18 protein-coding genes are annotated in these 18,507 nt (G+C 72.6%); 5 read left to right on the top strand and 13 right to left on the bottom strand.

Going from position 1 to position 18,507, the window contains the following annotated elements:
* Window positions 1-35: 35 nt before the first annotated feature.
* Complete coding sequence (locus tag BM424_RS17725; protein ID WP_093419157.1) at window positions 36-1,385, top strand: MFS transporter; 1,350 nt, start codon at window positions 36-38, stop codon at window positions 1,383-1,385.
* Here the strand turns inward: BM424_RS17725 and BM424_RS17720 are convergent.
* Window positions 1,382-2,293, bottom strand: coding sequence for an alpha/beta hydrolase (locus tag BM424_RS17720; RefSeq protein ID WP_093419156.1), 912 nt, complete (start codon window positions 2,291-2,293; stop codon window positions 1,382-1,384). The genes BM424_RS17725 and BM424_RS17720 overlap by 4 nt on opposite strands.
* Window positions 2,294-2,448: 155 nt before the next feature.
* Here BM424_RS17720 and BM424_RS17715 point away from each other — a divergent pair, with 155 nt between their 5' ends.
* Window positions 2,449-2,913 carry a CAP domain-containing protein gene (locus BM424_RS17715; RefSeq protein ID WP_093419155.1) on the top strand — a complete coding sequence of 155 codons (465 nt, stop codon included), beginning with the start codon at window positions 2,449-2,451 and terminating at the stop codon, window positions 2,911-2,913.
* Here BM424_RS17715 and BM424_RS17710 read toward each other — a convergent pair.
* From BM424_RS17710 to BM424_RS17680, 8 genes are all read right to left on the bottom strand, one after another.
* The gene (locus BM424_RS17710; protein WP_093419152.1) at window positions 2,910-3,806 is read right to left on the bottom strand and encodes a dioxygenase family protein; all 897 of its coding nucleotides are present in this window, start codon (window positions 3,804-3,806) and stop codon (window positions 2,910-2,912) included. The genes BM424_RS17715 and BM424_RS17710 overlap by 4 nt on opposite strands.
* Complete coding sequence (locus BM424_RS17705; RefSeq protein ID WP_093419150.1) at window positions 3,803-4,870, bottom strand: maleylacetate reductase; 1,068 nt, start codon at window positions 4,868-4,870, stop codon at window positions 3,803-3,805. The genes BM424_RS17710 and BM424_RS17705 overlap by 4 nt, the downstream gene beginning before the upstream one ends.
* Complete coding sequence (locus BM424_RS29510; protein WP_342742628.1) at window positions 4,867-5,256, bottom strand: aromatic-ring hydroxylase C-terminal domain-containing protein; 390 nt, start codon at window positions 5,254-5,256, stop codon at window positions 4,867-4,869. The genes BM424_RS17705 and BM424_RS29510 overlap by 4 nt, the downstream gene beginning before the upstream one ends.
* A gap of 12 nt (window positions 5,257-5,268) precedes the next feature.
* Complete coding sequence (locus tag BM424_RS17700) at window positions 5,269-6,666, bottom strand: FAD-dependent oxidoreductase (protein ID WP_245775920.1); 1,398 nt, start codon at window positions 6,664-6,666, stop codon at window positions 5,269-5,271.
* 183 nt (window positions 6,667-6,849) lie between these two features.
* Entirely contained in the window at window positions 6,850-9,120 is a 2,271-nt protein-coding gene (locus tag BM424_RS17695; RefSeq protein WP_093419147.1) for a molybdopterin-dependent oxidoreductase, read from the bottom strand.
* Between the two features lie 61 nt (window positions 9,121-9,181).
* Entirely contained in the window at window positions 9,182-10,021 is an 840-nt protein-coding gene (locus tag BM424_RS17690) for an HTD2 family dehydratase (RefSeq protein ID WP_245775919.1), read from the bottom strand.
* Window positions 10,022-10,086: 65 nt separating this feature from the next.
* Window positions 10,087-10,845: a CoA-transferase subunit beta gene (locus tag BM424_RS17685; protein ID WP_093419143.1), complete on the bottom strand. Its 759-nt coding sequence runs from the start codon at window positions 10,843-10,845 to the stop codon at window positions 10,087-10,089.
* Window positions 10,846-10,855: 10 nt separating this feature from the next.
* Window positions 10,856-11,785, bottom strand: coding sequence for a CoA transferase subunit A (locus BM424_RS17680; RefSeq protein WP_093419141.1), 930 nt, complete (start codon window positions 11,783-11,785; stop codon window positions 10,856-10,858).
* A gap of 117 nt (window positions 11,786-11,902) precedes the next feature.
* Here BM424_RS17680 and BM424_RS17675 point away from each other — a divergent pair, with 117 nt between their 5' ends.
* The 3 genes from BM424_RS17675 to BM424_RS17665 all read left to right on the top strand — a co-directional run bounded on the left by BM424_RS17675 (window position 11,903) and on the right by BM424_RS17665 (window position 15,246).
* On the top strand, window positions 11,903-12,796 hold the full coding sequence (locus tag BM424_RS17675; RefSeq protein ID WP_093419358.1) for a LysR family transcriptional regulator: 894 nt from the start codon (window positions 11,903-11,905) through the stop codon (window positions 12,794-12,796).
* A gap of 100 nt (window positions 12,797-12,896) precedes the next feature.
* Window positions 12,897-14,246, top strand: a complete 1,350-nt coding sequence (locus tag BM424_RS17670) for an MFS transporter (RefSeq protein WP_093419139.1) — start codon at window positions 12,897-12,899, stop codon at window positions 14,244-14,246.
* Window positions 14,197-15,246 carry a cyclase family protein gene (locus BM424_RS17665; RefSeq protein ID WP_093419137.1) on the top strand — a complete coding sequence of 350 codons (1,050 nt, stop codon included), beginning with the start codon at window positions 14,197-14,199 and terminating at the stop codon, window positions 15,244-15,246. Before BM424_RS17670 ends, BM424_RS17665 begins: the two co-directional genes overlap by 50 nt.
* A gap of 104 nt (window positions 15,247-15,350) precedes the next feature.
* Here the strand turns inward: BM424_RS17665 and BM424_RS17660 are convergent, their stop codons facing one another.
* The 4 genes from BM424_RS17660 to BM424_RS17650 all read right to left on the bottom strand — a co-directional run bounded on the left by BM424_RS17660 (window position 15,351) and on the right by BM424_RS17650 (window position 18,500).
* Window positions 15,351-16,256 carry a pseudouridine synthase gene (locus BM424_RS17660; RefSeq protein ID WP_093419355.1) on the bottom strand — a complete coding sequence of 302 codons (906 nt, stop codon included), beginning with the start codon at window positions 16,254-16,256 and terminating at the stop codon, window positions 15,351-15,353.
* A gap of 23 nt (window positions 16,257-16,279) precedes the next feature.
* A complete protein-coding gene (locus tag BM424_RS17655) occupies window positions 16,280-16,756 on the bottom strand; it encodes a GNAT family N-acetyltransferase (protein ID WP_245775918.1) in 477 nt (158 codons plus the stop codon).
* Window positions 16,757-16,761: 5 nt separating this feature from the next.
* Window positions 16,762-16,926 carry a hypothetical protein gene (locus BM424_RS28905; protein ID WP_175548142.1) on the bottom strand — a complete coding sequence of 55 codons (165 nt, stop codon included), beginning with the start codon at window positions 16,924-16,926 and terminating at the stop codon, window positions 16,762-16,764.
* A gap of 125 nt (window positions 16,927-17,051) precedes the next feature.
* Entirely contained in the window at window positions 17,052-18,500 is a 1,449-nt protein-coding gene (locus BM424_RS17650) for an MFS transporter (RefSeq protein ID WP_093419134.1), read from the bottom strand.
* Window positions 18,501-18,507: the final 7 nt, after the last annotated feature.

Below are 18,507 nucleotides of genomic sequence, written 5' to 3'. Positions count from 1 at the left end.
GCTTCCGGTTCGGAATCCGCACCGGTGGTGCGACGATGCGATCAGGCGAGCGATCCCGGAGGAACGCAGTGGCACTTCCCGTCCAGACCCGGATCGGACATCGCGCCCGGATCGGGTATTCGCTCGGTTCGCTGGTCACCGGCTCGTTCACCACGGTTCCCGGGCTGCTCCTGCTGCCGTACCTGACCGACACCCTCGCGGTGCCGGGCGCGATCGCGGGCGTGCTCGTGCTGGTGCCCAAGGTGTGGGACGTGGTGTTCAACCCGATCGCGGGCAGGCTCTCCGACGCGAGCCTGGTGCGCCGCGGCAGCCGACGCCCGTTCCTGCTCGGCGGCGGCATCGGCGTGGCCGTCCTGTTCGCCGCGATCTTCGCCCACCCCGGGTTCGGCAGCACCCCGCTCGACGCCGGGTACGTGCTGGTGGCGTACCTGTTGTGCGCCACCGCGTTCGGGGTGTTCCAGGTGCCGTTCAACGCGCTGCCCGCCGAGCTCACCGACTCCTACGGCGAGCGCACCCGGATCACCAGCTGGCGCATGGGTTTCCTCTCGGTGGCCGTGCTGCTCTCCGGCGGCGGCGCGCCCGCGCTCGCCCACGGCGTCGGGGGAGTGGCCGGGTACCGGGTGATGGGCGTGGCCGTCGGGCTGGTGATCCTCGTCGGCGTGGTGCTCATGGTGCTGGGCCTGCGCGGCGCCCCGGTCGGGCGGCTGCGGCCGGGCGCGCAGACCTGGCGCGAGCTGCTGGTCACGATGCGCCGCTGGCGCTCGTTCCGGACCCTGGTGCTGGTCTACACGCTGCAGGCGCTCGGGCTGGCGACGCTGCTGGCCGGGGTCAACTACGCCTCCCGCTACGTCTTCGGCGACCCGGGAGTGCAGACGTGGCTGTTCGTCGGGTTCGTCCTGCCCGCGCTGGTGACGATGCCGCTGTGGCCGCGGCTGGGGCGGCGCTGGGGCAAGCTGTGGGGGTTCCGCGCCGCCTGCGTCGCCTTCGGCATCGCCAGTCTCGGCCTGTCCGCCGCGCTGGTGCTGCCGCTCGGGGTGTCGTTCGTGTTCGTCGCCCTGGCCGGTGTCGGCTACGCCGGGATCCAGGTGTTCCCGCTGGCGATCATGCCGGACCTGATCAGCGCCGAGGAGGAGCGCACCGGGGAGACCCGCGCCGGCATCGCCGCCGGGGTGTGGACCGGGTCGGAAACCCTCGGGATGGCCCTGGGACCGGGGCTGTTCGGGCTCGTGCTCGGCCTCGGCGGCTACGTGTCCGGGGTGGACGGCGGCGTCGTCGCGCAACCCGGCAGCGCGGTCATCGCGATCCTGCTGGGCTTCTCCCTGCTGCCCGGCGTGCTGGTGATGCTCGGCTTCCCGCTGCTGCGCCGCGAGGTCCTGGAACCCTAGGAGTGCGCTCGGCGCAGGTGCCCGGCGATGAGGTCGTAGGTCTCGCGTGCCGGGGTGTCGTCCCCGCCGAGCTGGTCGTAGCCGTGATCGAGGCCGGGCAGGTCGCGGTGCTCGCGCAGCGCCCCGGCCCGCTCCAGCGACCGCGCGTAGCGCACGCCCTCGGCGCGCAGCAGGTCGAGCTCGGCGGTGATGACCACCGCGGGCGCGATCCCGGCCAGGTCCCGGTCGTTGTCGCCGTGCGCGGGGGAGGCCAGCGGGTCGGCTCCGAGCGCGCGGTCGGGCAGGTAGGAGTCGTGGAAGACCGCGCCCATCCACGGTTTCAGGAACGTCGGCTCGCTGCGGTCGCGCTCGCGCAGCTTCTCCCGCACCGGCGTCATCAGGTCCAGCGACGGGTAGTGCAGCACCTGCAGCGCCAGGTGCGGACCGCCCGCGTCGCGGGCCTGCCGCGCCACCGCGGTGGCCAGCGAACCACCCGCGCTGGCACCGCCGACGCTGAGCCGATCGCCGTCCGCGCCGAGCTCGGCGGCGTGCTCGGCCGCCCAGCGCACCACCTCGAAGCACACCTTCGGCGGGATCGGGAACGGGTGGCGCGGCGCCACCGGGTAGTCCACGTTGAGCACCGCGACTCCGGCGTGCGCCGCCAGGTAGCGGCACAGCGCATCGTCCTGCTCCGGGTAGCGGATGATGAACCCGCCGCCGTGCAGGTTCACGTGCAGCGGCCGCGTGCCGCCCTCCGCGGGCAGGTACAGCGTCGCCGCCACCGGGCCGTGCGAGGTGGGCACCTCGACGCGGCGGGTCGTGCCCGGGATCTCCGGGAACCGGGGACGTCGACGGCTGCGCGAGGCCAGCGAGGTGACGCTCTGGATCATCCGGGCGGCCAGGCGCGAGGAGGTGGGGCGCAGCAGCATGCCGCCCAACCTAGTCAACGCGAACGCCTCTCGGGAAGGCTGTCCGCCCGGTGCGCAAGTCGATCGCCCGGCGGTAGCGAGATGGTGTGAAGTCCCCGCGCGGCAACGTTTTCGATCAGAGTGCGGTGTGCGAGAGTGCCGTAGTTTTGCGGTTCATGACACCGAAGACCGCACTGACCGTCGTTGCCGGCGCCCTGCTGATCGGAGGCGGGATGAGCTTCGCCGCGGTGTCCATGTCGGGCGAACCGGCACCTCCGGCGGAGGAGCAGGTGGTGGAGCTGGTCAACCAGGCGCGGACGAGCGCCGGGTGCGGCCCGCTCACCGTCGACGACCGGCTCACCCGCGCCGCCACCGAGCACAGCGCCGACATGGCCCGGCGCGGCTACTTCAGCCACACCACGCCCGAAGGCGTCACCTTCGGCCAGCGGCTGCGCGACGCGGGCTACCCCTCGCCGGGCGCGGAGAACATCGCCCGCGGCCACACCAGCGCCGAGCAGGTCGTCGGCGACTGGATGAAGTCCCGCGGCCACCGCAAGAACATCATGGACTGCTCGCTGCGCACCATCGGCGTGGGCATCGAAACCTCCAGCCACTACTGGACCCAGGACTTCGGACGCTAGTCCTCCGGGGGTAGGACGATGTCGAAGGTCGTCCTGCTCCAGGTCCGGCCGCCGAGGTCGCGGTTGCCGGGCACGGGTGCGGTGGCCGGTTGCCGCTCGAAGCGCTTGATCAGCGAGTCCTTGACGCCGAAGACCGCGTCGCGCTCCAGCAGCTCGTCGCCCTCCACGAAGATGTGCGTCACCAGCGTGCGCAGACCCGGTGAGCTGACCATGAAGTGCAGGTGCGAGGCGCGCATCGGCGAACGTCCGGTGGCCTCCAGCATCCTGCCCACCGGGCCGTCGTGCGGGATCGGGTACGGCGTCGGCGTCAGCGCCCAGAACCCGTACCAGCCGCGCTCGTCGGTGAACAGGTGCGCGCGGGCGGCCGTGCGGTCGTCGGAGTACTGCACGTCGTAGAAGCCGTCCTCGTCGGCCTCCCACACCTCGATCCGCGCGCCCGGCAGCGGCGCGCCCTCGGTGTCGGTGACGGTGCCCTCCACCCAGCACGGCTCCCCGGCGGCGCCGCCGGAGATGTCGTCGCCCAACTCGACCCGCGGCGAGCCCTCGACGAAGAACGGGCCGAAAACCGTTGCCTCGGTGGCGTTCCCGCGCGCCTCGTTGTTCACCGCGATGGTCTGCATCGAGGCGCCCAGCACGTCGGAGAGCAGGATGAACTCCTGCCGCTGCTCGTCGGTGATGTGCCCGGCGGCGGTGAGGAAGGCGATCCCGGCCTCCCACTCGCGCTGGGTCAGCCGCACGTCGCGGATGAAGGAGTGCAGGTGCTTCACCAGCGACCGCATCACCTGCCGCAGCCGCTCGTCCTCGGTGCCGTCGAAGCTGGCCAGCACGGTGGCGACCAGTTCCTCCTCGGCGCGGCGCTGCTTGTCGGCGTCGCTGATCTCCACGTCGGTCATGAGCCCTCCGGTGCGGTTCCGGCCCAGGCGGCGGCCAGCAGCGCGCGCACGCCCTCGGCGGTGGCGGGACGGGGGTTGGACTCCGGGATCGCCGCCACCGAAAGCTCGGCGGCCTCGTCCAGGTCCGATTCCTGCAAACCGATGTCGCGCAACGCCTTCGGCGCGCCCAGCCGGTCGCGCAGCGCCACCAGCGAGGACACCGCGCCGCTGCCGCCCAGCGCCCCGGCGATGCGGGCGGCGGCCTCCGGGGCGGCGGGGGCGTTGAACGCCAGCACGTGCGGCAGCACGATCGCGTGGGTCTGGGCGTGCGGCAGGTCGTAGGTGCCGCCGAGCACGTGGCAGATCTTGTGGTGCATCCCCGACCCGGCCGAGGCGAACGACACCGCCGACAGGTAGGCGCCGTGCAGCGCCAGGTCGCGGCCGTCGATGTCCTGCGGGTCGGCGAGGACCTTCGGCAGCCCGGCGGCCAGGGTGCGCATGCCCTCGGTGGCCAGCGCCGCGTTGATCGGGTCGGCACGCGGAGCCCAGAGCGAGTCCACGCAGTGCGCGAGCCCGTTGAGCCCCGAGGCCACCGACAGCTCCACCGGCAGCGTGCGGGTGAGCTCGGCGTCGTAGACGACGGTCTGCGGCAGCACCCGGTCGTCGACGCCGGTGGTCTTGCGGGCCGCCTCGGTCAGGCCCCACACGTTGGTGGCCTCGGACCCGGCGTAGGTGGTGGGCACGGCCACGATCGGCAGGCCGCTGGTCAGCGCGATCGCCTTGGCCAGGCCCGTGGTGGACCCGCCGCCGACCGACACCAGCAGGTCGACGCCGTGCCCGGCCGCGGCGGCCCGGGCCTTCTCGGCCTTCTCAACCGGCACGTGCATGGCCACGTCGTCGTAGTGCAGGGCCACGTCGATGCCGGTGGTGATGCGGCGGGCCAGCTCGGCCTCGCGGGTCTCGGCGATGACCATCACCGCCTTCGCCTCGCGCTGCCGCACCTCCTCAGCGACGTTGGCCGCGGCCTTGCCCGCGCCGAAGCGGACCCGCTGGCCCAGCGTCCTGTGGTCGAATTCCAGGCTCACGCCTCACCTCCGGACTTGAGGATGCCGGTGAGCACGTCGGTCAGCGCCGCCGCCGGATCGTCGGCCATCCGGTGGGAGCGCCAGCACACGTGCTTGTCGGGACGCACCAGCACCGCCCCATCCTCGTGGACCTCGCGGATCGCCGCCCAGTCGAAGTACAGGTCGGTCACCTCGCGGCCGGGGCCGATCACCACCGCCTCCAGCGGCACCCCGAGCTTCTCGGCGACCTGCTGGGCGGCCTTGGCCCACGCCTGCCCGGAGATGCCGGTGAACAGGGTGAAGCGGTCGTAGCCGGCGAGGTCGTGGGTGGACAGCGTCCGCGTCGCGTCGCCGACCCACACGTGCGGCAGCCGCGCGCCGGGAACGGTGCTGGGCCGGTAGTACAGCTCCGGGTCGCGCTAGGACTCCGGGCGCGGCGAGCCGTCGGAGGCGATGGCGGTGGAGGTGTAGAACTGGCCCATCTCGACGCCGTGGGCGTTGAACTCGTAGTTCTTCAGCTCCATCGCGTGCCGCAGCGCCTCGCGCCGCTGGGCGCCCTCGGGGGAGTCGGCGGCGCGCTCGGCGATCTTGGCGCGCATCTGCTCCTCGGTGTCGCCGTCCTCGATGCCCAGGGCGTCGAAGATCTGGCCGAACTCGCGGGCGCTCTGGTTGGCCCGCCGCACGATCTGCTCGGCCACCGGTGCCCGCTCGGCCGAGTAGGTCTCCAGCAGCTCGGGGGAGGCCCAGCCGCGCAGCACCGCCGCGATCTTCCAGGCCAGGTTGTAGGAGTCCTGCACGGAGGTGTTGGAGCCGAGGCCGTTCGACGGCGGGTGCTTGTGCACGGCGTCGCCGGCGCAGAACACCCGGCCGGACTGCAGGTGGGTGGCCCACTGCTCGTTGTTGCCCCACAGCGAGTACCCGGTGATCTCCACGTCCAGGTCGTCCACGCCGAGCAGGTTGCGCACGATCTGCCGCGCCGCGTCGTCGTCGAGCTCCGGCGGCGGCCGGGTGATGTCGTAGCCCCACACGATCAGCCACTCGTCCCACGGCCGGACCATCCGCACCAGGCCGGTGCCGATGCCGCCGATGTTGGAACCGGGCTGGATCACCCAGTACAGCACCGACGGCCGGTGCGCGACGAGCTCGCTGATGTCGGCCTTGAAGGTGATGTTCATCGACCCGGCGATGTCCATCTGCCCCTGGTAGGGCAGCCCGATGTCGGCGGCGACCTTCGAGCGGGCCCCGTCGGCGCCGATGAGGTACTTGGCGCGGATGTCGTACTCGTGGCCGGTGAGCCGGTCGCGGACCCGCGCGGTCACGCCGTCGGCGTCCTGGGTGTGCGAGAGGTACTCGGTGGAGAAGCTGGTGTGCGAGCCGCGCACGGTGGCGTTCTTGACCAGGATCGGTTCGAGGTAGGTCTGCGGGATGTCGCAGTTCAGCGACGGGGACGCCAGCTCGTAGTCGGCGTGCCGGGCCGGATGGGTGCCCCAGGTGCGGATGCGGCCGATCTCGTCACCGGCGATGGAGGTGCAGAACACCGTGTCGCCCATCTTCTCGTGCGGCGTGGCCTCGGCCAGCACCTGCTCCTCGATGCCGAGGTCGCGGAAGATCTCCATGGTGCGCTGGTTGGTGATGTGCGCTCGCGGGGTGTTGGCCGTCCAGCGGTACTTGGTGACCACGATGTTGGCCACCCCGAGGCTGGACAGGAACAGCGCCGCCGAGGCCCCGGCGGGCCCGGAGCCGATGATCAGCACCTCGGTGTCGACCACGCTGGTGGTGGGCACCTCGGTGTCGGCCAAGCCGTCGTTGAACTCCATCGCTTCGGTCCTCCCGCAACGCGCCGGTTGACCCGCACGATCGCACGCCCGCGCGACCCCGGAAGCCCCGCGGCGCAAATGGTCAACACCGCGTCGCGAATGGGCAACGCGGATCCCGTTCGCCTGGATTGTGCCCGCCCTCGCGGGCCGTTCCGGCGGAAGCGAGCCGCATTGTGATCAAGATCAGCGCAGCGGCGGCGGCTGGTGAGCGGTGACCTCGGGAAGGGGGCCGGTGAAGGGCTCGACGTCGACGTGGGTGCGCTGGCCCGCGCAGCCCTGCGAGAGCCGGGAGGCGCCGACGTCCTCGGTGAGGACGTTCGGGTTGCCGTGCGCGCAGAGCTCCCGGTCCGGGTGCTGCGGATCGGGCTGCGGGTCGAACCAGGCGCCGGTGGGCAGCACCGCCACACCGGGCCGGACCCGGTCGCTGAGCCGGGCTCCCGCCAGGCACGCGCCGCGGTCGTTGAACACCCGCACCACCGCGCCGTCGGTGATGCCGCGCGCGGCCGCGTCGTCGGGGTGCAGCGTGATCGGCTCCCGACCGGCCACTTTGGACTCCCGGCTGACCGCGCCCACGTCGCCCTGCCCGTGCAGCCGGGTCGGCGGCTGGTTGGCGATCAGGTGCAGCGGCGCGCTGCGCTCCTGCGGCAGCCACGCCGGGTGCCCCGGGCAGTCGTCGTAGCCGAACGAGTCCACCGTCTCCGAGAACAGCTCGATCCGGCCGCTGGGGGTGTGCAGCCGCTCCCGCTCCGGGTCCCGCCGGAACCGCACCAGCGGCGGGTCCTCCGGCATCGCGGGCAGCCGCACCTCGCCGAGCCGCCAGAAGATGTCGAAGTCCGGCAGGTCGTGGCCCTGCTGCAGCAGCGGCGCCCGCCACTTCTCGTAGAGGTGCTCCAGCCAGCCCCGCGCGCCACGGCCTTCGGTGAAGCGCTGCCGCACCCCGAGCCGCTCGGCGAGCCCGGCCAGGATCGCGTAGTCGTCGCGGGCCTCGCCGACCGGATCGAGCACCCGGTGCATCGCCGTGAGGTGCGTGTCCCGGCGTCCGGCGCCCAGGTCCTCGCGCTCCAGCGTCGTGGTCGCCGGCAGCACCACGTCGGCGTGCCGCGCGGTGGCCGTCCAGTGCGTCTCGTGCACCACCACCGTCTCCGGGCGCGCGAACGCCCGCCGCAGCCGGGTGAGGTCCTGGTGGTGGTGGAACGGGTTGCCGCCCGCCCAGTGCACCAGCCGGATGTCGGGGTAGGTCAGGCGCTTCCCGTTGTAGTCGAACTCCGCGCCCGGGTTGAGCAGCATGTCGGCGATGCGGGCGACCGGGATGAACGCGCCCACCGGGTTCGGGCCCTGCGGCAGCGTCGGCAGCTGCAGCACCGGGCCCTCGTCGCCGACGTCGGCCATCGACCCGTAGCCGTGCCCGAAACCGCCTCCGGGGAGCCCGATCTGGCCGAGCATCGCCGCCAGCGCGATGCCCGCCCACACCGGCTGCTCGCCGCCGCGGGTGCGCTGCAACGACCAGGTGACCGTCACCAGCGTCCGCCCGGCGGCCATCCGCCGCGCCAGCTCGCGGATGTCGGCGGCACCGATCCCGCAGATCCCGGCCGCCCACTCCGGGGTCTTCGGCACGCCGTCGGACTCGCCCAGCAGGTAGGCGGCGAAGACGTCGAAACCCGTGCAGCACCGGTCGAGGAACTCCGCGTCGTGCAGGTCCTCGGTCAGGAGCACGTGCGCCAGCGCCAGCTGCATCGCCACGTCGGTGCCCGGCTCGATGGAGTACCAGCGGCCCCCGGCGGGCACGTCGTCGGCCAGCGGGCTGATCGAGGCCACCGCCACCCCGGGATCGGCCGCGGCCGCCGCGCTGGTGTGCCGGGTGACCCCGCCCGGCGACACCGACAGGTTCTTGGTCGGCAGGCCGCCGAAGGCCACGATCAGATCAGCGTGCTCGCGCACCGTCGCCCAGCTGTCGGCGTAGCCCAGCACCGCCGCCGCGCTGCCCACCACGTGCGGCAGCAGCACCTGCGAGGTCCCGAAGCTGTAGTTGTTCCGGGAGGCCGTGTAGCCGCCGAGGGTGTTGAGGAACCGGTGCAGCTGGCTCTGCGCGTGGTGGAACCGGCCCGCGCTGCCCCAGCCGTAGGAACCGCCGTAGATCGCCTCGTTGCCCGACTCGGTGCGCACCCGGTCCAGCTGCGCGGCCACCAGGTCCAGCGCGGTGTCCCAGTCGACCTCGACGAACTCGTCCCGCCCGCGCCGCGCCGTCGGACCGGGCCCGCCGAGCAGCCAGCCGCGCCGGACCGCGGGCCGCAGCACGCGGGTGTCGTGCCGGGCGATGCCGGGCACGTTGCCCAGCAGGGGAGAGGGCGCCGGGTCGTCCGGGTGCGGGCGCACCCGCACACCGCCGGCACCGTCGGACGCCGCCTGGTAGGCGCCCCAGTGCGCGGTCGTGGGCACCCACTGCTCGGACGACATCGCCTCTCCTCCCCGGGGCCGGAGACAGCTCCGACCTGCGCGATCGCGGTCGCGCCCGATGCTACCGGGGCGCGTCGAAGGTCATCGACGCCTCGGCGTGCACCTGGTCCGAGCGCACCGAGAACGATCCGTCCTCGTCGCCGCAGACCAGCACCGGATCACCGGAGAACACCGGTCGCCGCAGCCGGAACGACACCCCGGTCACCGCCCGGTGCTCGCGGGCCAGCTCCGCCATCAGCAGCACCAGCAGCGGCCCGTGCACCACCAGCCCGGGGTAGGCCTCCACCTCGCGGCAGTAGGGCTCGTCGTAGTGGATGCGGTGGGTGTTGGCCGTCAGCGCGCTGAACCGGAACAGCCGGGTCGGCTCACCGGTGAAGCGCTGCTGCCAGGGCGCGGTGGAGTCCGGGAAGTCGGTGGGGCGCAACCGGTTCGGGTTCTTCGTCTCGCTCTCACCGCTGCGGTAGACGTAGTCGACCTCCTCGGTGAGGCGCAGTCGGCCGTCCTGGTGGAACTCGCGCCGCTCGGTCACGAACGCCATCTCGCCCGAACGGCCCCGCTTGACCTCGACGCCGCCGAGCTCGGTGGTGCGCTCGGCCGGGGTGCCCAGCCGCAGCGGCTCGGCGATCGAGACCCGGCCGCCCGCGAACATCCGGCGCCGGTCCGGAACCGGCGGCAGGAAGTCCCCGTCGAGGGGATGTCCGTCCGGGCCGAGGTCGGAGTGCGGCGGCCAGGTCAGGAAGTGCACCCAGTGCCACAGCGGCGGCAGCTCGTCGACCGGGGCCGGGACCTCCAGCACGTGGGCCAGCGCGCGGGTCTGCTCCGGCGCCATCGCGTCGTGCTCGACCACCGGCCGCGGGTTCCAGTCCCGCAGGAACTCCTCCAGCACCGCATCCTCCAGCACGGTTGACCACGGGGTGACCGGTCCATCCCATCACGCCGAACCGCGCCCGCCACGGCGGAACGCGCTCACCGCAGGTACACGCGCTCCGGGTCGACGTCCTCGCGCAGCATCCGCAGCTCGTCGGAGGTCGGCGGGGTGATCGTGGCCGGCTCGGGATCCACCCGCAGGTCCCAGCCGGTGGCCGCGCGCACCTCCTCGACGGTCACGCCCGGGTGGGTGGCCACCAGCCGCAGCTCCTCGCCGACGTCGTCGCGGGCGAGGATGCCCAGCTCGGTGATGACGCGGGTGACGCCCTTGCCGCGCGGCCGGATCCCGTCGGCCAGCGCCCGGTCCGGGCCCGGCGAGGTGCAGAAGTCCAGCTCGGCGGTGAACGAGCGCGGGTCGTGGCGGCGCATCACCACGAACACCTCACCCGAGTTGGCCATGACCTCCATCGCCCCGCCCGAGCCGGGCAGCCGCACCTTCGGCGCGTGCCAGTCGCCGATCACCGAGGAGTTGAGGTTGCCGAACCGGTCGATCTGCGCCGCCCCGAGGAACCCAACGTCGATGCGCCCGCCCTGCAGCACGTAGCCGAACAGCGCGGTCATCGGCAGCACCGCCTCCGAGTCGGTGATCAGCACCGCGTCGGCGATGGTCTCCGGCAGCTGAGCCGGGTGCGCCCCGCACACCCCGGACTCGTAGACGATCTCCACCTCCGGCGCCACGGTCAGCTGCGCCAGCGACACCGCCAGCGTCGGCAGCCCGATCCCGGCGAAAACCGTGTTCGCCCCGGCCAGTTCGCGCGAGGCGACCGCGGCCAGCAGTTCCGACGACGTGATGCTCATCTGCCCCTCCTCACAGCCTGCGGCCGTAGTTGACCGGCTCGCTCCACGCCTCGCCCACGGCCAGCTCCGCCCAGCGCTGCTCGCCGAGCTTGGCGACGTAGTCGGCGTGATCGGCCGTGCCGCGCACCCACTCGTCGAGCCAGTCCCGCAGCCGCTGCGGGTCGGCGCTGATCCGCGACCACTCCCGGTAGAACGCGCCGTCGCGGTCGTAGTAGCCCTGCACGAACGCCGGGTGCGCCCCGCGCGGGCACACCACCACCGCGTCCACCGCGTGGGCCGGCACGACCGTGCGGTTGGGGTCGGAGCGGATCACCTCGTCGGCCACCACCTCCTCGACCACCACGATCGCCTTGCGCGCGGCGTAGACCGCCTCCGCCTGGATGCCGGTCAGCCCCCAGATCTGGGTGTTGCCCGCCCGGTCGGCGCGCTGGGCCTGCACGATCGTCACGTCCGGGTTCAGCGGCGGCACCACGTAGATCTGCTCCTCACCGCCGTCCGGCGCCGGGTACGGCGAGGTCACCTTGCGGATGCTGGGGTTGACCGCCGGGACGTCGCTGCCGGCGTAGGAGCGCAGCGGGTAGAACGGCAGCCGCTGCGCCCCGGCGAGGTAGCGGCAGATCATCCCGTAGTGGCTGTACTCCTCGAACGCCAGCGTCCCGGCCTCGACCCGGCGGCGGAGCTCGCCGAGCGACCCGGCGGTGGAGTTGCCGACGAACGACGAGATCAGCCTGCTCACGCAGTCCCCGGCGATGAGCTGGTCGGTGACGATGTCGGCGGTCATCCGCGCGATCGTGAGGTCGCGGCGGCCCTGCCGGATGATCTCGTGCCCGGCCGCGGTCGGGATGAGGTGGGTGAAGCCCTCCAGCGCCACGGTGGCGCCGTCGGTGACGAACTCGGCGATGGCCTCGCGCATCGAGGCGGTCTTGTCGGCCTGCGGCATCAGCGCCCCCAGGGGTCTCGCGGTGTGCACCTGAGCCTGCCACCCCGGATTGAGACAGGTCCAATACCGAATTAGTGTCAGATCAAGAGCCCGCGCGGATGGATCGAGGGGATGGGCGTGGAACTGCGCCACCTGACCGCGTTCGTCGCGGTCGCCGAGGAACTGCACTTCGGGCGCGCCGCCCAGCGGCTGCGGATGGCCCAGCCGCCGCTGAGCCAGCAGATCAGGCAGCTGGAGAAGGAGCTGGGCGTGACGCTCTTCGAGCGCAACACCCGTTCGGTCCGGCTCACCAACGCCGGGGAGTCCTTCCTGGAACCGGCTCGCACGGTCCTCGACGACGTCGAGGACGCCGTCGGCGCGGCCAGGGCCGCCGGGCGCGGCGAGCGCGGCCGGGTCACCGTCGGCTTCGCCGGGGCCTCCAGCCACGAGACGCTGCCGCTGCTCACCCGGGCGGTGCGGGCCGCGCACCCGGGCCTGGAGCTGGTGATGCGCGGCCAGACCTACGCCGACGTCGCGCTGGCCCGCGTCGCCGACGGCACCCTGGATCTCGGATTCGTGCGGCTGCCGGTGAACCAACCCGGGGTCGCCACCCGTGTGATCGAGGTGGAGGAGCTGATCTGCGCGCTGCCCACCGACCACCGGCTGGCCGGGCTCGACCGCGTCCCGATCGCCGAACTCGCCGACGAACCGTTCGTCAGCTTCCCCTCCAACGCCGGGTCGACCCTGCGGGACGCGCTGGTGAAGGCCTGCGTCGCGGGTGGGTTCAGCCCGCGCGTGGTGCAGGAGGCGCCGGACTCCTACACCATCCTCGCGCTGGTCGCCGCCGGTGTCGGGGTGACGCTGACGCTGACGTCCTGCCAGCACATCCAGCAGACCGGACTGGTCTACCGCCGGCTCGCGGGCGAACCCACCCGGCTGCGGGCCGCGCTCGCCTGGCGCGAGGACAACATCAACGCCGCGCTGCACACCGTCCTCGGCATCGCCGAAACCGCCCTGCCCACCCCGGACTGATCCGGATCCGATCTCAATCGGCCCCCGATCTCGTATTGGACGGTCGCGCGTTCGGGCTGCCACCGTTGCCGCGATCGCACCGGATTCGAAGGGGAATTCATTGAGCAGCGCGCGCACGGCGAACCGTGCCGGGGTCGGGGCCTTCATCGGCTCGACCATCGAGTGGTTCGACTTCTACATCTACGGCACGGCCTCCGCGCTGGTCTTCGACGAGGTGTTCTTCCCGGAGCTCGACGGCGCGCTGGGCACGCTGGTGGCCTTCGCGACGTTCTGGGTCGGGTTCCTCGCCCGCCCGCTCGGCGGCGTCGTCTTCGGCCACATCGGAGACCGGTTGGGGCGCAAGAAGACCCTGGTCATCACGCTGCTGATGATGGGCACCGCGACCACCGCGATCGGCCTGCTGCCCGGCTACGCCCAGATCGGGGTGTGGGCGCCGATCCTGCTGGTGTGCATCCGGATGGTGCAGGGCATCGGGCTCGGCGGCGAGTGGGGCGGTTCGGTGCTCATCGCCTCCGAGCACGCCCCGAAGGGCAAGTCCATCCTCTACGGCGCCTTCGCCCAGCAGGGCTCGCCGGTCGGCAACACGCTGAGCACCGTCTGCTTCCTGCTCATCAGCGGGCTTCCCGAACCCGCGATGCTCAGCTGGGGCTGGCGCCTGCCGTTCCTGGCCTCGGCGGTGCTGGTCGTGGTGGGGTTGTTCATCCGGCTGCGGGTCACCGAATCCCCGGCGATGGCGCGGCTCATCGAGTCGAAGCGCACCGCGAAGCTGCCCGTGTGGGAGGTCGTGCGCTCGCACCCCGGCCTGCTGGCGCTGGGCATCGGGGCCTGCACGATCGGGCTGTCGGCGACCTACTTCAAGTCGACGTTCGCACTGGCCTGGGCCACCGGCGAACTGGGCTTCGCCAAGACCGACTTCCTGACGATCATCCTGGTCGCCAACATCGCCCAGATCGTCGTGCAGCCCTTCGGCGCGGTCATCGCCACCCGGATGCGCAGCCTGTCCCGCGCGGTGACGGTGATGCTGCTGCCCGAGGTCGTGCTGCTGCCGCTGATGTTCCTGCTCATCGCCACCGGCGACTACTGGCTGGCGATGGCCGGCGTCGCCGTGGCTACCGTGCCGCACTGCCTGTACTACGCGGCGATGGCCGGCATCCTCGCCGGGCGCTTCCCCGCCGAGGTCCGCTACACCGGACTCTCGCTGTGCTACCAGCTCTGCGGCACGCTGCTGGGCGGCACGACCCCGGTGGTGGGCCAGTTCCTGCTGAGCGCGTCCGGTTCGATCAACGTCGTCATCGGCTACGCGCTGTTCCAGGTGCTGCTCACGCTGGGCTGCATGCTGGTGCTGCTCCGCCTGCCCGACCACGACGAACGCAGTGACGAACGACGCGAGGGAGGCGACCATGACCGGAGCGCGCTGGACCCGGCGTCCGGAGGGGTCCAACTGGGGTGATTTCGGCCCCGACGACACCCGCGGCCGGATGAACCTGCTGACGCCTGAGCGGGTCCGCGCCGCGGCGGCCGAGGTGCGCGAAGGCATCACGCACTCGCTGAGCCTGCCGCTGACGCTGCCGGGCGGGAACGCGTTGAACCCCAACCGGTTCCCGCCCGTGCTGCGCCCCACCCGGCGCTTCGGAGGGATCAACTTCAACTACGAGCTGCGGCAGCGCGTCGACGGCGCCACCGACGTGCTCTGCGACGACCTCGTGGTGCTGCACCTGCAGTACTCGACGCAGTGGGACTCCTTCGCCCACGCCGGTGCCCTGTTCGACGCCGACGGCGACGGGGTTGCGGAACCGGTGTTCTACAACGGGTTCCGCGCGGGGGAGGACGTCGTCGGGCCGTCCGATCTGGCCGATTCCGGGACCGCGGAGCTGCACGAGCGGACCACCTCCAGCGGCGGGCCGCTGGGCGTGGACACCCTCGCCCGCGGCGGGGCGCAGGGCTGCGGGGTGCTCATCGACCTGCACCGGCACCTCGGCGACGAGCGCACCGTGGTCGGCTACGACACCCTCGCCGAGATCATGGCCGCCGACGGCGTCGAGGTCCACGAGGGCGACATGGTCTGCCTGCACACCGGATTCGCCCAGCGCCTCATCGACATGAACGGCGACCCCGACCCGGACGTCCTGCACGGGGCCTGCCCGGCCCTGGACGGCCGCGACGAACGCCTCCTCCGGTGGATCACCGACTCCGGCCTGTCCGCCCTGATCGCCGACAACTACGCCGTGGAGCAATACCCGGCCACCCCGGCACAACCCCCGGCCCCGGCGTTGCCGCTGCACCACCACTGCCTGTTCAAACTCGGCATCCACCTCGGCGAGCTCTGGCACCTGACACCCCTCGCCGCCGACCTCCACCGCCTGCACCGCTCCCGCTTCCTCCTCACCGCCCCACCCCTCAACCTCCCCGGCGCCGTCGGCTCACCCACCACCCCCGTAGCCACCCTCTGACCCGGCCGGGGGCGCGCATTGGGGCAGTTTTAGCCATAATCACCCATGATCAATGTCCGTTATGTCCGGACAGTTATGGCTAAAACTGCCCCAATGCCCAGCGGTCAGGGCCAGGGGAGGTGGCGGTGGGAGTGGAAGCGGCGCTGTTGCCCCGTCGTGGGGTCTGGGAAGGAGAGGGAGCTGGCCAGGAGTCTCAGCGGGCGGGTGTAGTCGTCGTCGGGGGTGGGGCGGACCTCGGGGTAGAGGTCGTCGCCGACGATGGGCAAGCCCAGGGAGTTGAGGTGGACCCGGAGCTGGTGGGTGCGGCCGGTGCGGGGGTGCAAGCGGTAGCGGGCCAGCCCGCCTCGGGTTTCGAGGAGTTCGACGCGGGTTTCGGCGTTGGGTTCGCCGGGTTCCTCGAACGCCGCCAGGACACCGCGGTGCTTGACGATGCGGCTGCGGATCGTGCGGGGGAACGTCAGGCCCGGGTCGTGGGGCGCGATGGCCTCGTAGGTCTTGTCGACCCGCCGGTCGTGGAACAGCGTCTGGTACGCCCCGCGCAGCGCGGGATCGACGACGAACAGCACCACGCCCGCCGTGGCGCGGTCCAGGCGGTGCGCGGGGGAGAGGTCCGGCAGGTCGAGCTGCCTGCGCAGCCGGATCAGGGCGGTCTCGGTGATGTGCCCGCCGCGCGGGGTGGTGGCCAGGAAGTGCGGCTTGTCGACGACGAGGATCCGCTCGTCGCGGTGCAGGACCTCTAGCTCGAACGGCACCGGCGTCTCGGGCGCGACGTCGCGGTGGAACCACACGAACCCGCCCGGCCGGAACGCCTCGTCGGCGGTCACCGGCCCGTCGCGGGTGACGAAGCGGCCCGCCGCCAGCATCTCGTCGATGCGCCCGGGGGAGAGCTTGGGCAGCCGCTCGACGAGGAAGTCCCGCACGGTCGCCCAGCGCCCGTCGGTGGGCAGGTGCACCCGGACCGGGTCCAGCCCGTCGCGTTGAGGCAGGGGTGAGCGGAGCTTGCGGCGCATGGTCCGCCCAGCGTAACCGGTGGTCACAGGCTCATCTTGTAGCCCTCGTGGGAGGCGGTGAAGCCGAGCCGCTCGTAGAACCGGTGCGCGTCGGTGCGCTTCTTGTCGGTGGTGAGCTGGACCAGCGCGCACCCGCGCCGGCGGGATTCCTCGATCGCCCAGGTGAACAGCGCGGCACCGAGCCCCTGGCTGCGGTGCGCGGCGGCGACCCGCACGGCCTCGATCTGCGCCCGCCACGCGCCCTGCCGCGCCAGGCCGGGGATGAACGTCAGCTGCAGGGTGGCGACCACGGGCCCGGCGGGATCCTCGACGGCCACCAGCAGCTGCGCCGGGTCGGCGTCGATCGCCGCGAAGGCCTCCCGGTAGGGGCTGAGGTCGTCCGCGGACTCGCGGCCCGCCCCGAGCTCGTCGTCGAGCAGCAGTCCGACGATCTCGGCGAGGTGGTCCTGCGATGCGCGGCGCACCCGGTAGGTCGCGCCGCCGAGGTGCAGTTCGTCCACGGCCCTCACCCCAGCAGCTTCGCGAGGAACCAGCCGACCCGGCTGACCTTGCGGATGCGGGGGTTGCCCTCGATGCCGTGGATCTCCCACTGCTGCCGGCACTCCGGGCAGCGCCACAAGCCGATCTGGAGGGGGATGTCGCACGGATGACCGCGCCGGCCTCGTCTCATGCCCCGATCCCACCACATCGCGGCTGCGCGAGGTGGTGAAACGATCAGCGGAAACGGTGACTTCGGTCCTTACCGAGCGTGCTGGGGCGTGCGTAGCGTCGAACGCATGGCACGAGGAGTCCGGATCAGTCGCGGCACTCGCAGGCCGGGTCCTGGCACGCGTGGTTGACCGCGGGCAGCGGCGGCGTCTCGACGCGCTCGCCGCGACCGATGGTCAGCGCCGCCAGCACCCCGCCCGCCGCGCACATCGCCGCCGAGATCTGCAGCGCGGTCGCGAAACCCGGCCCCAGCGGGGCGCCGTCACCGGTGCCCGAGAGCGCGGCGACCACCGGCAGCACCGCCACCGCCAGCAGTCCCGCCAGCCGTGAGACGGCGTTGTTCACCCCGGAGGCCACCCCGCCGCGCTCGGGTCCCACCGAGCCCAGCACCGCGGCCGTCAGCGGCGCCACCGTGATCGACAGGCCCAGCCCGAACACCAGCACTCCCGGCAGCACCCCGCCCGCGTAGCTCGCCCCGGCCTCGGCGCGGGTGAGCAGCAGGAGCCCGGCCGCGCAGCCGAACGGCCCCACCGTCATCGGGATCCGCGGGCCGGTGCGCTGCGCCAGCGCGCCGATCCGGCCCGACAGCAGCAGCATGATGATCGTGATCGGCAGCGTCGCGATGCCGGCTTCCAGCGCCGTGTAGCCCATCGTCTGCTGCAGCTGCAGCGACAGCAGGAACAACGCGCCGCTCAACGCGGCGTACACCGCCAGGGTCACCAGGTTCGCCCCGGTGAACTGCGAGGACCGCAGCAGCGACAGCGGCAGCAGCGGCGCCGGGTGGCGGGCCTCCAGCAGCGGGAACACCACGAGCGCGGTGACACCGACCACCGCAGCCGTGGTGGAGATCGGGTCCCAGCCGACGGTGGGGACCTCGATGAGCGCGAACACCGTCCCGGCCAGCCCGAGCGTGACCGCCACCGCCCCGCCGACGTCGAGCCGCTCCCCGGCGTTCGGGTCGCGCGTCTCGGGAACGTGCCGCAGCGCGAGCAGGGCCGCGGCGGCGATGGGCACGTTGATGAAGAACACCCACCGCCACGACGCGGTGTCGACCAGCCAGCCGCCCACGAACGGACCCACCGCCGAGGACACGCCGGTCAGCCCCGCCCACCGGCCCACGGCCTCACCGCGGTCGTCCGGGTCGATCGAGGCGTTGATCAGCGCCAGGCTGCCCGGCACCAGCAGCGCCCCGCCCACGCCTTGCGCCAGCCGCGCTGCGATCAGCGCCTCACCCGTCGGCGCCAGCCCGCACCCCAGCGAGGCCAGGGTGAACAGCACCAGCCCGATGATGAAGATCCGGCGCCGCCCGTAGCGGTCGCCGAGCGCGCCGCCCAGCAGCAGCAAGGCGCTCAGCGTCAGCAGGTAGGCGTCGAGCACCCACTGCAGCACCCGCAGCCCGCCACCGACGTCGCGGCCGATCGCGGGCAGGGCCACGTTGACCACCGACCCGTCCAGGAACGCCACCCCGGACCCGAGGATGGTGGCCACCAGGATCCAGCGGCCGGAACGGGAGCGGAGCGCAACGGCGGTGGGCACGGCGCCG

The organism is Saccharopolyspora flava, from assembly GCF_900116135.1.
GTDB lineage: Bacteria > Actinomycetota > Actinomycetes > Mycobacteriales > Pseudonocardiaceae > Saccharopolyspora > Saccharopolyspora flava.
This window is presented reverse-complemented; position numbering and strand designations above follow the sequence as displayed.

Excerpts from the sequence above, each read along its gene's own strand:
- BM424_RS17695 (WP_093419147.1), bottom strand. The coding sequence starts at position 9,120 with ATGTCGTCCGAGCAGTGGGTGCCCACGACCGCGCACTGGGGCGCCTAC.
- BM424_RS17660 (WP_093419355.1), bottom strand. The coding sequence starts at position 16,256 with ATGCGCCGCAAGCTCCGCTCACCCCTGCCTCAACGCGACGGGCTGGAC.
- BM424_RS28905 (WP_175548142.1), bottom strand. The coding sequence starts at position 16,926 with ATGAGACGAGGCCGGCGCGGTCATCCGTGCGACATCCCCCTCCAGATC.
- BM424_RS17725 (WP_093419157.1), top strand. The coding sequence starts at position 36 with ATGCGATCAGGCGAGCGATCCCGGAGGAACGCAGTGGCACTTCCCGTC.
- BM424_RS17680 (WP_093419141.1), bottom strand. The coding sequence starts at position 11,785 with ATGCCGCAGGCCGACAAGACCGCCTCGATGCGCGAGGCCATCGCCGAG.
- BM424_RS17720 (WP_093419156.1), bottom strand. The coding sequence starts at position 2,293 with ATGCTGCTGCGCCCCACCTCCTCGCGCCTGGCCGCCCGGATGATCCAG.
- BM424_RS17700 (WP_245775920.1), bottom strand. The coding sequence starts at position 6,666 with ATGGAGTTCAACGACGGCTTGGCCGACACCGAGGTGCCCACCACCAGC.
- BM424_RS17715 (WP_093419155.1), top strand. The coding sequence starts at position 2,449 with ATGACACCGAAGACCGCACTGACCGTCGTTGCCGGCGCCCTGCTGATC.
- BM424_RS17685 (WP_093419143.1), bottom strand. The coding sequence starts at position 10,845 with ATGAGCATCACGTCGTCGGAACTGCTGGCCGCGGTCGCCTCGCGCGAA.
- BM424_RS17665 (WP_093419137.1), top strand. The coding sequence starts at position 14,197 with ATGACCGGAGCGCGCTGGACCCGGCGTCCGGAGGGGTCCAACTGGGGT.
- BM424_RS17710 (WP_093419152.1), bottom strand. The coding sequence starts at position 3,806 with ATGACCGACGTGGAGATCAGCGACGCCGACAAGCAGCGCCGCGCCGAG.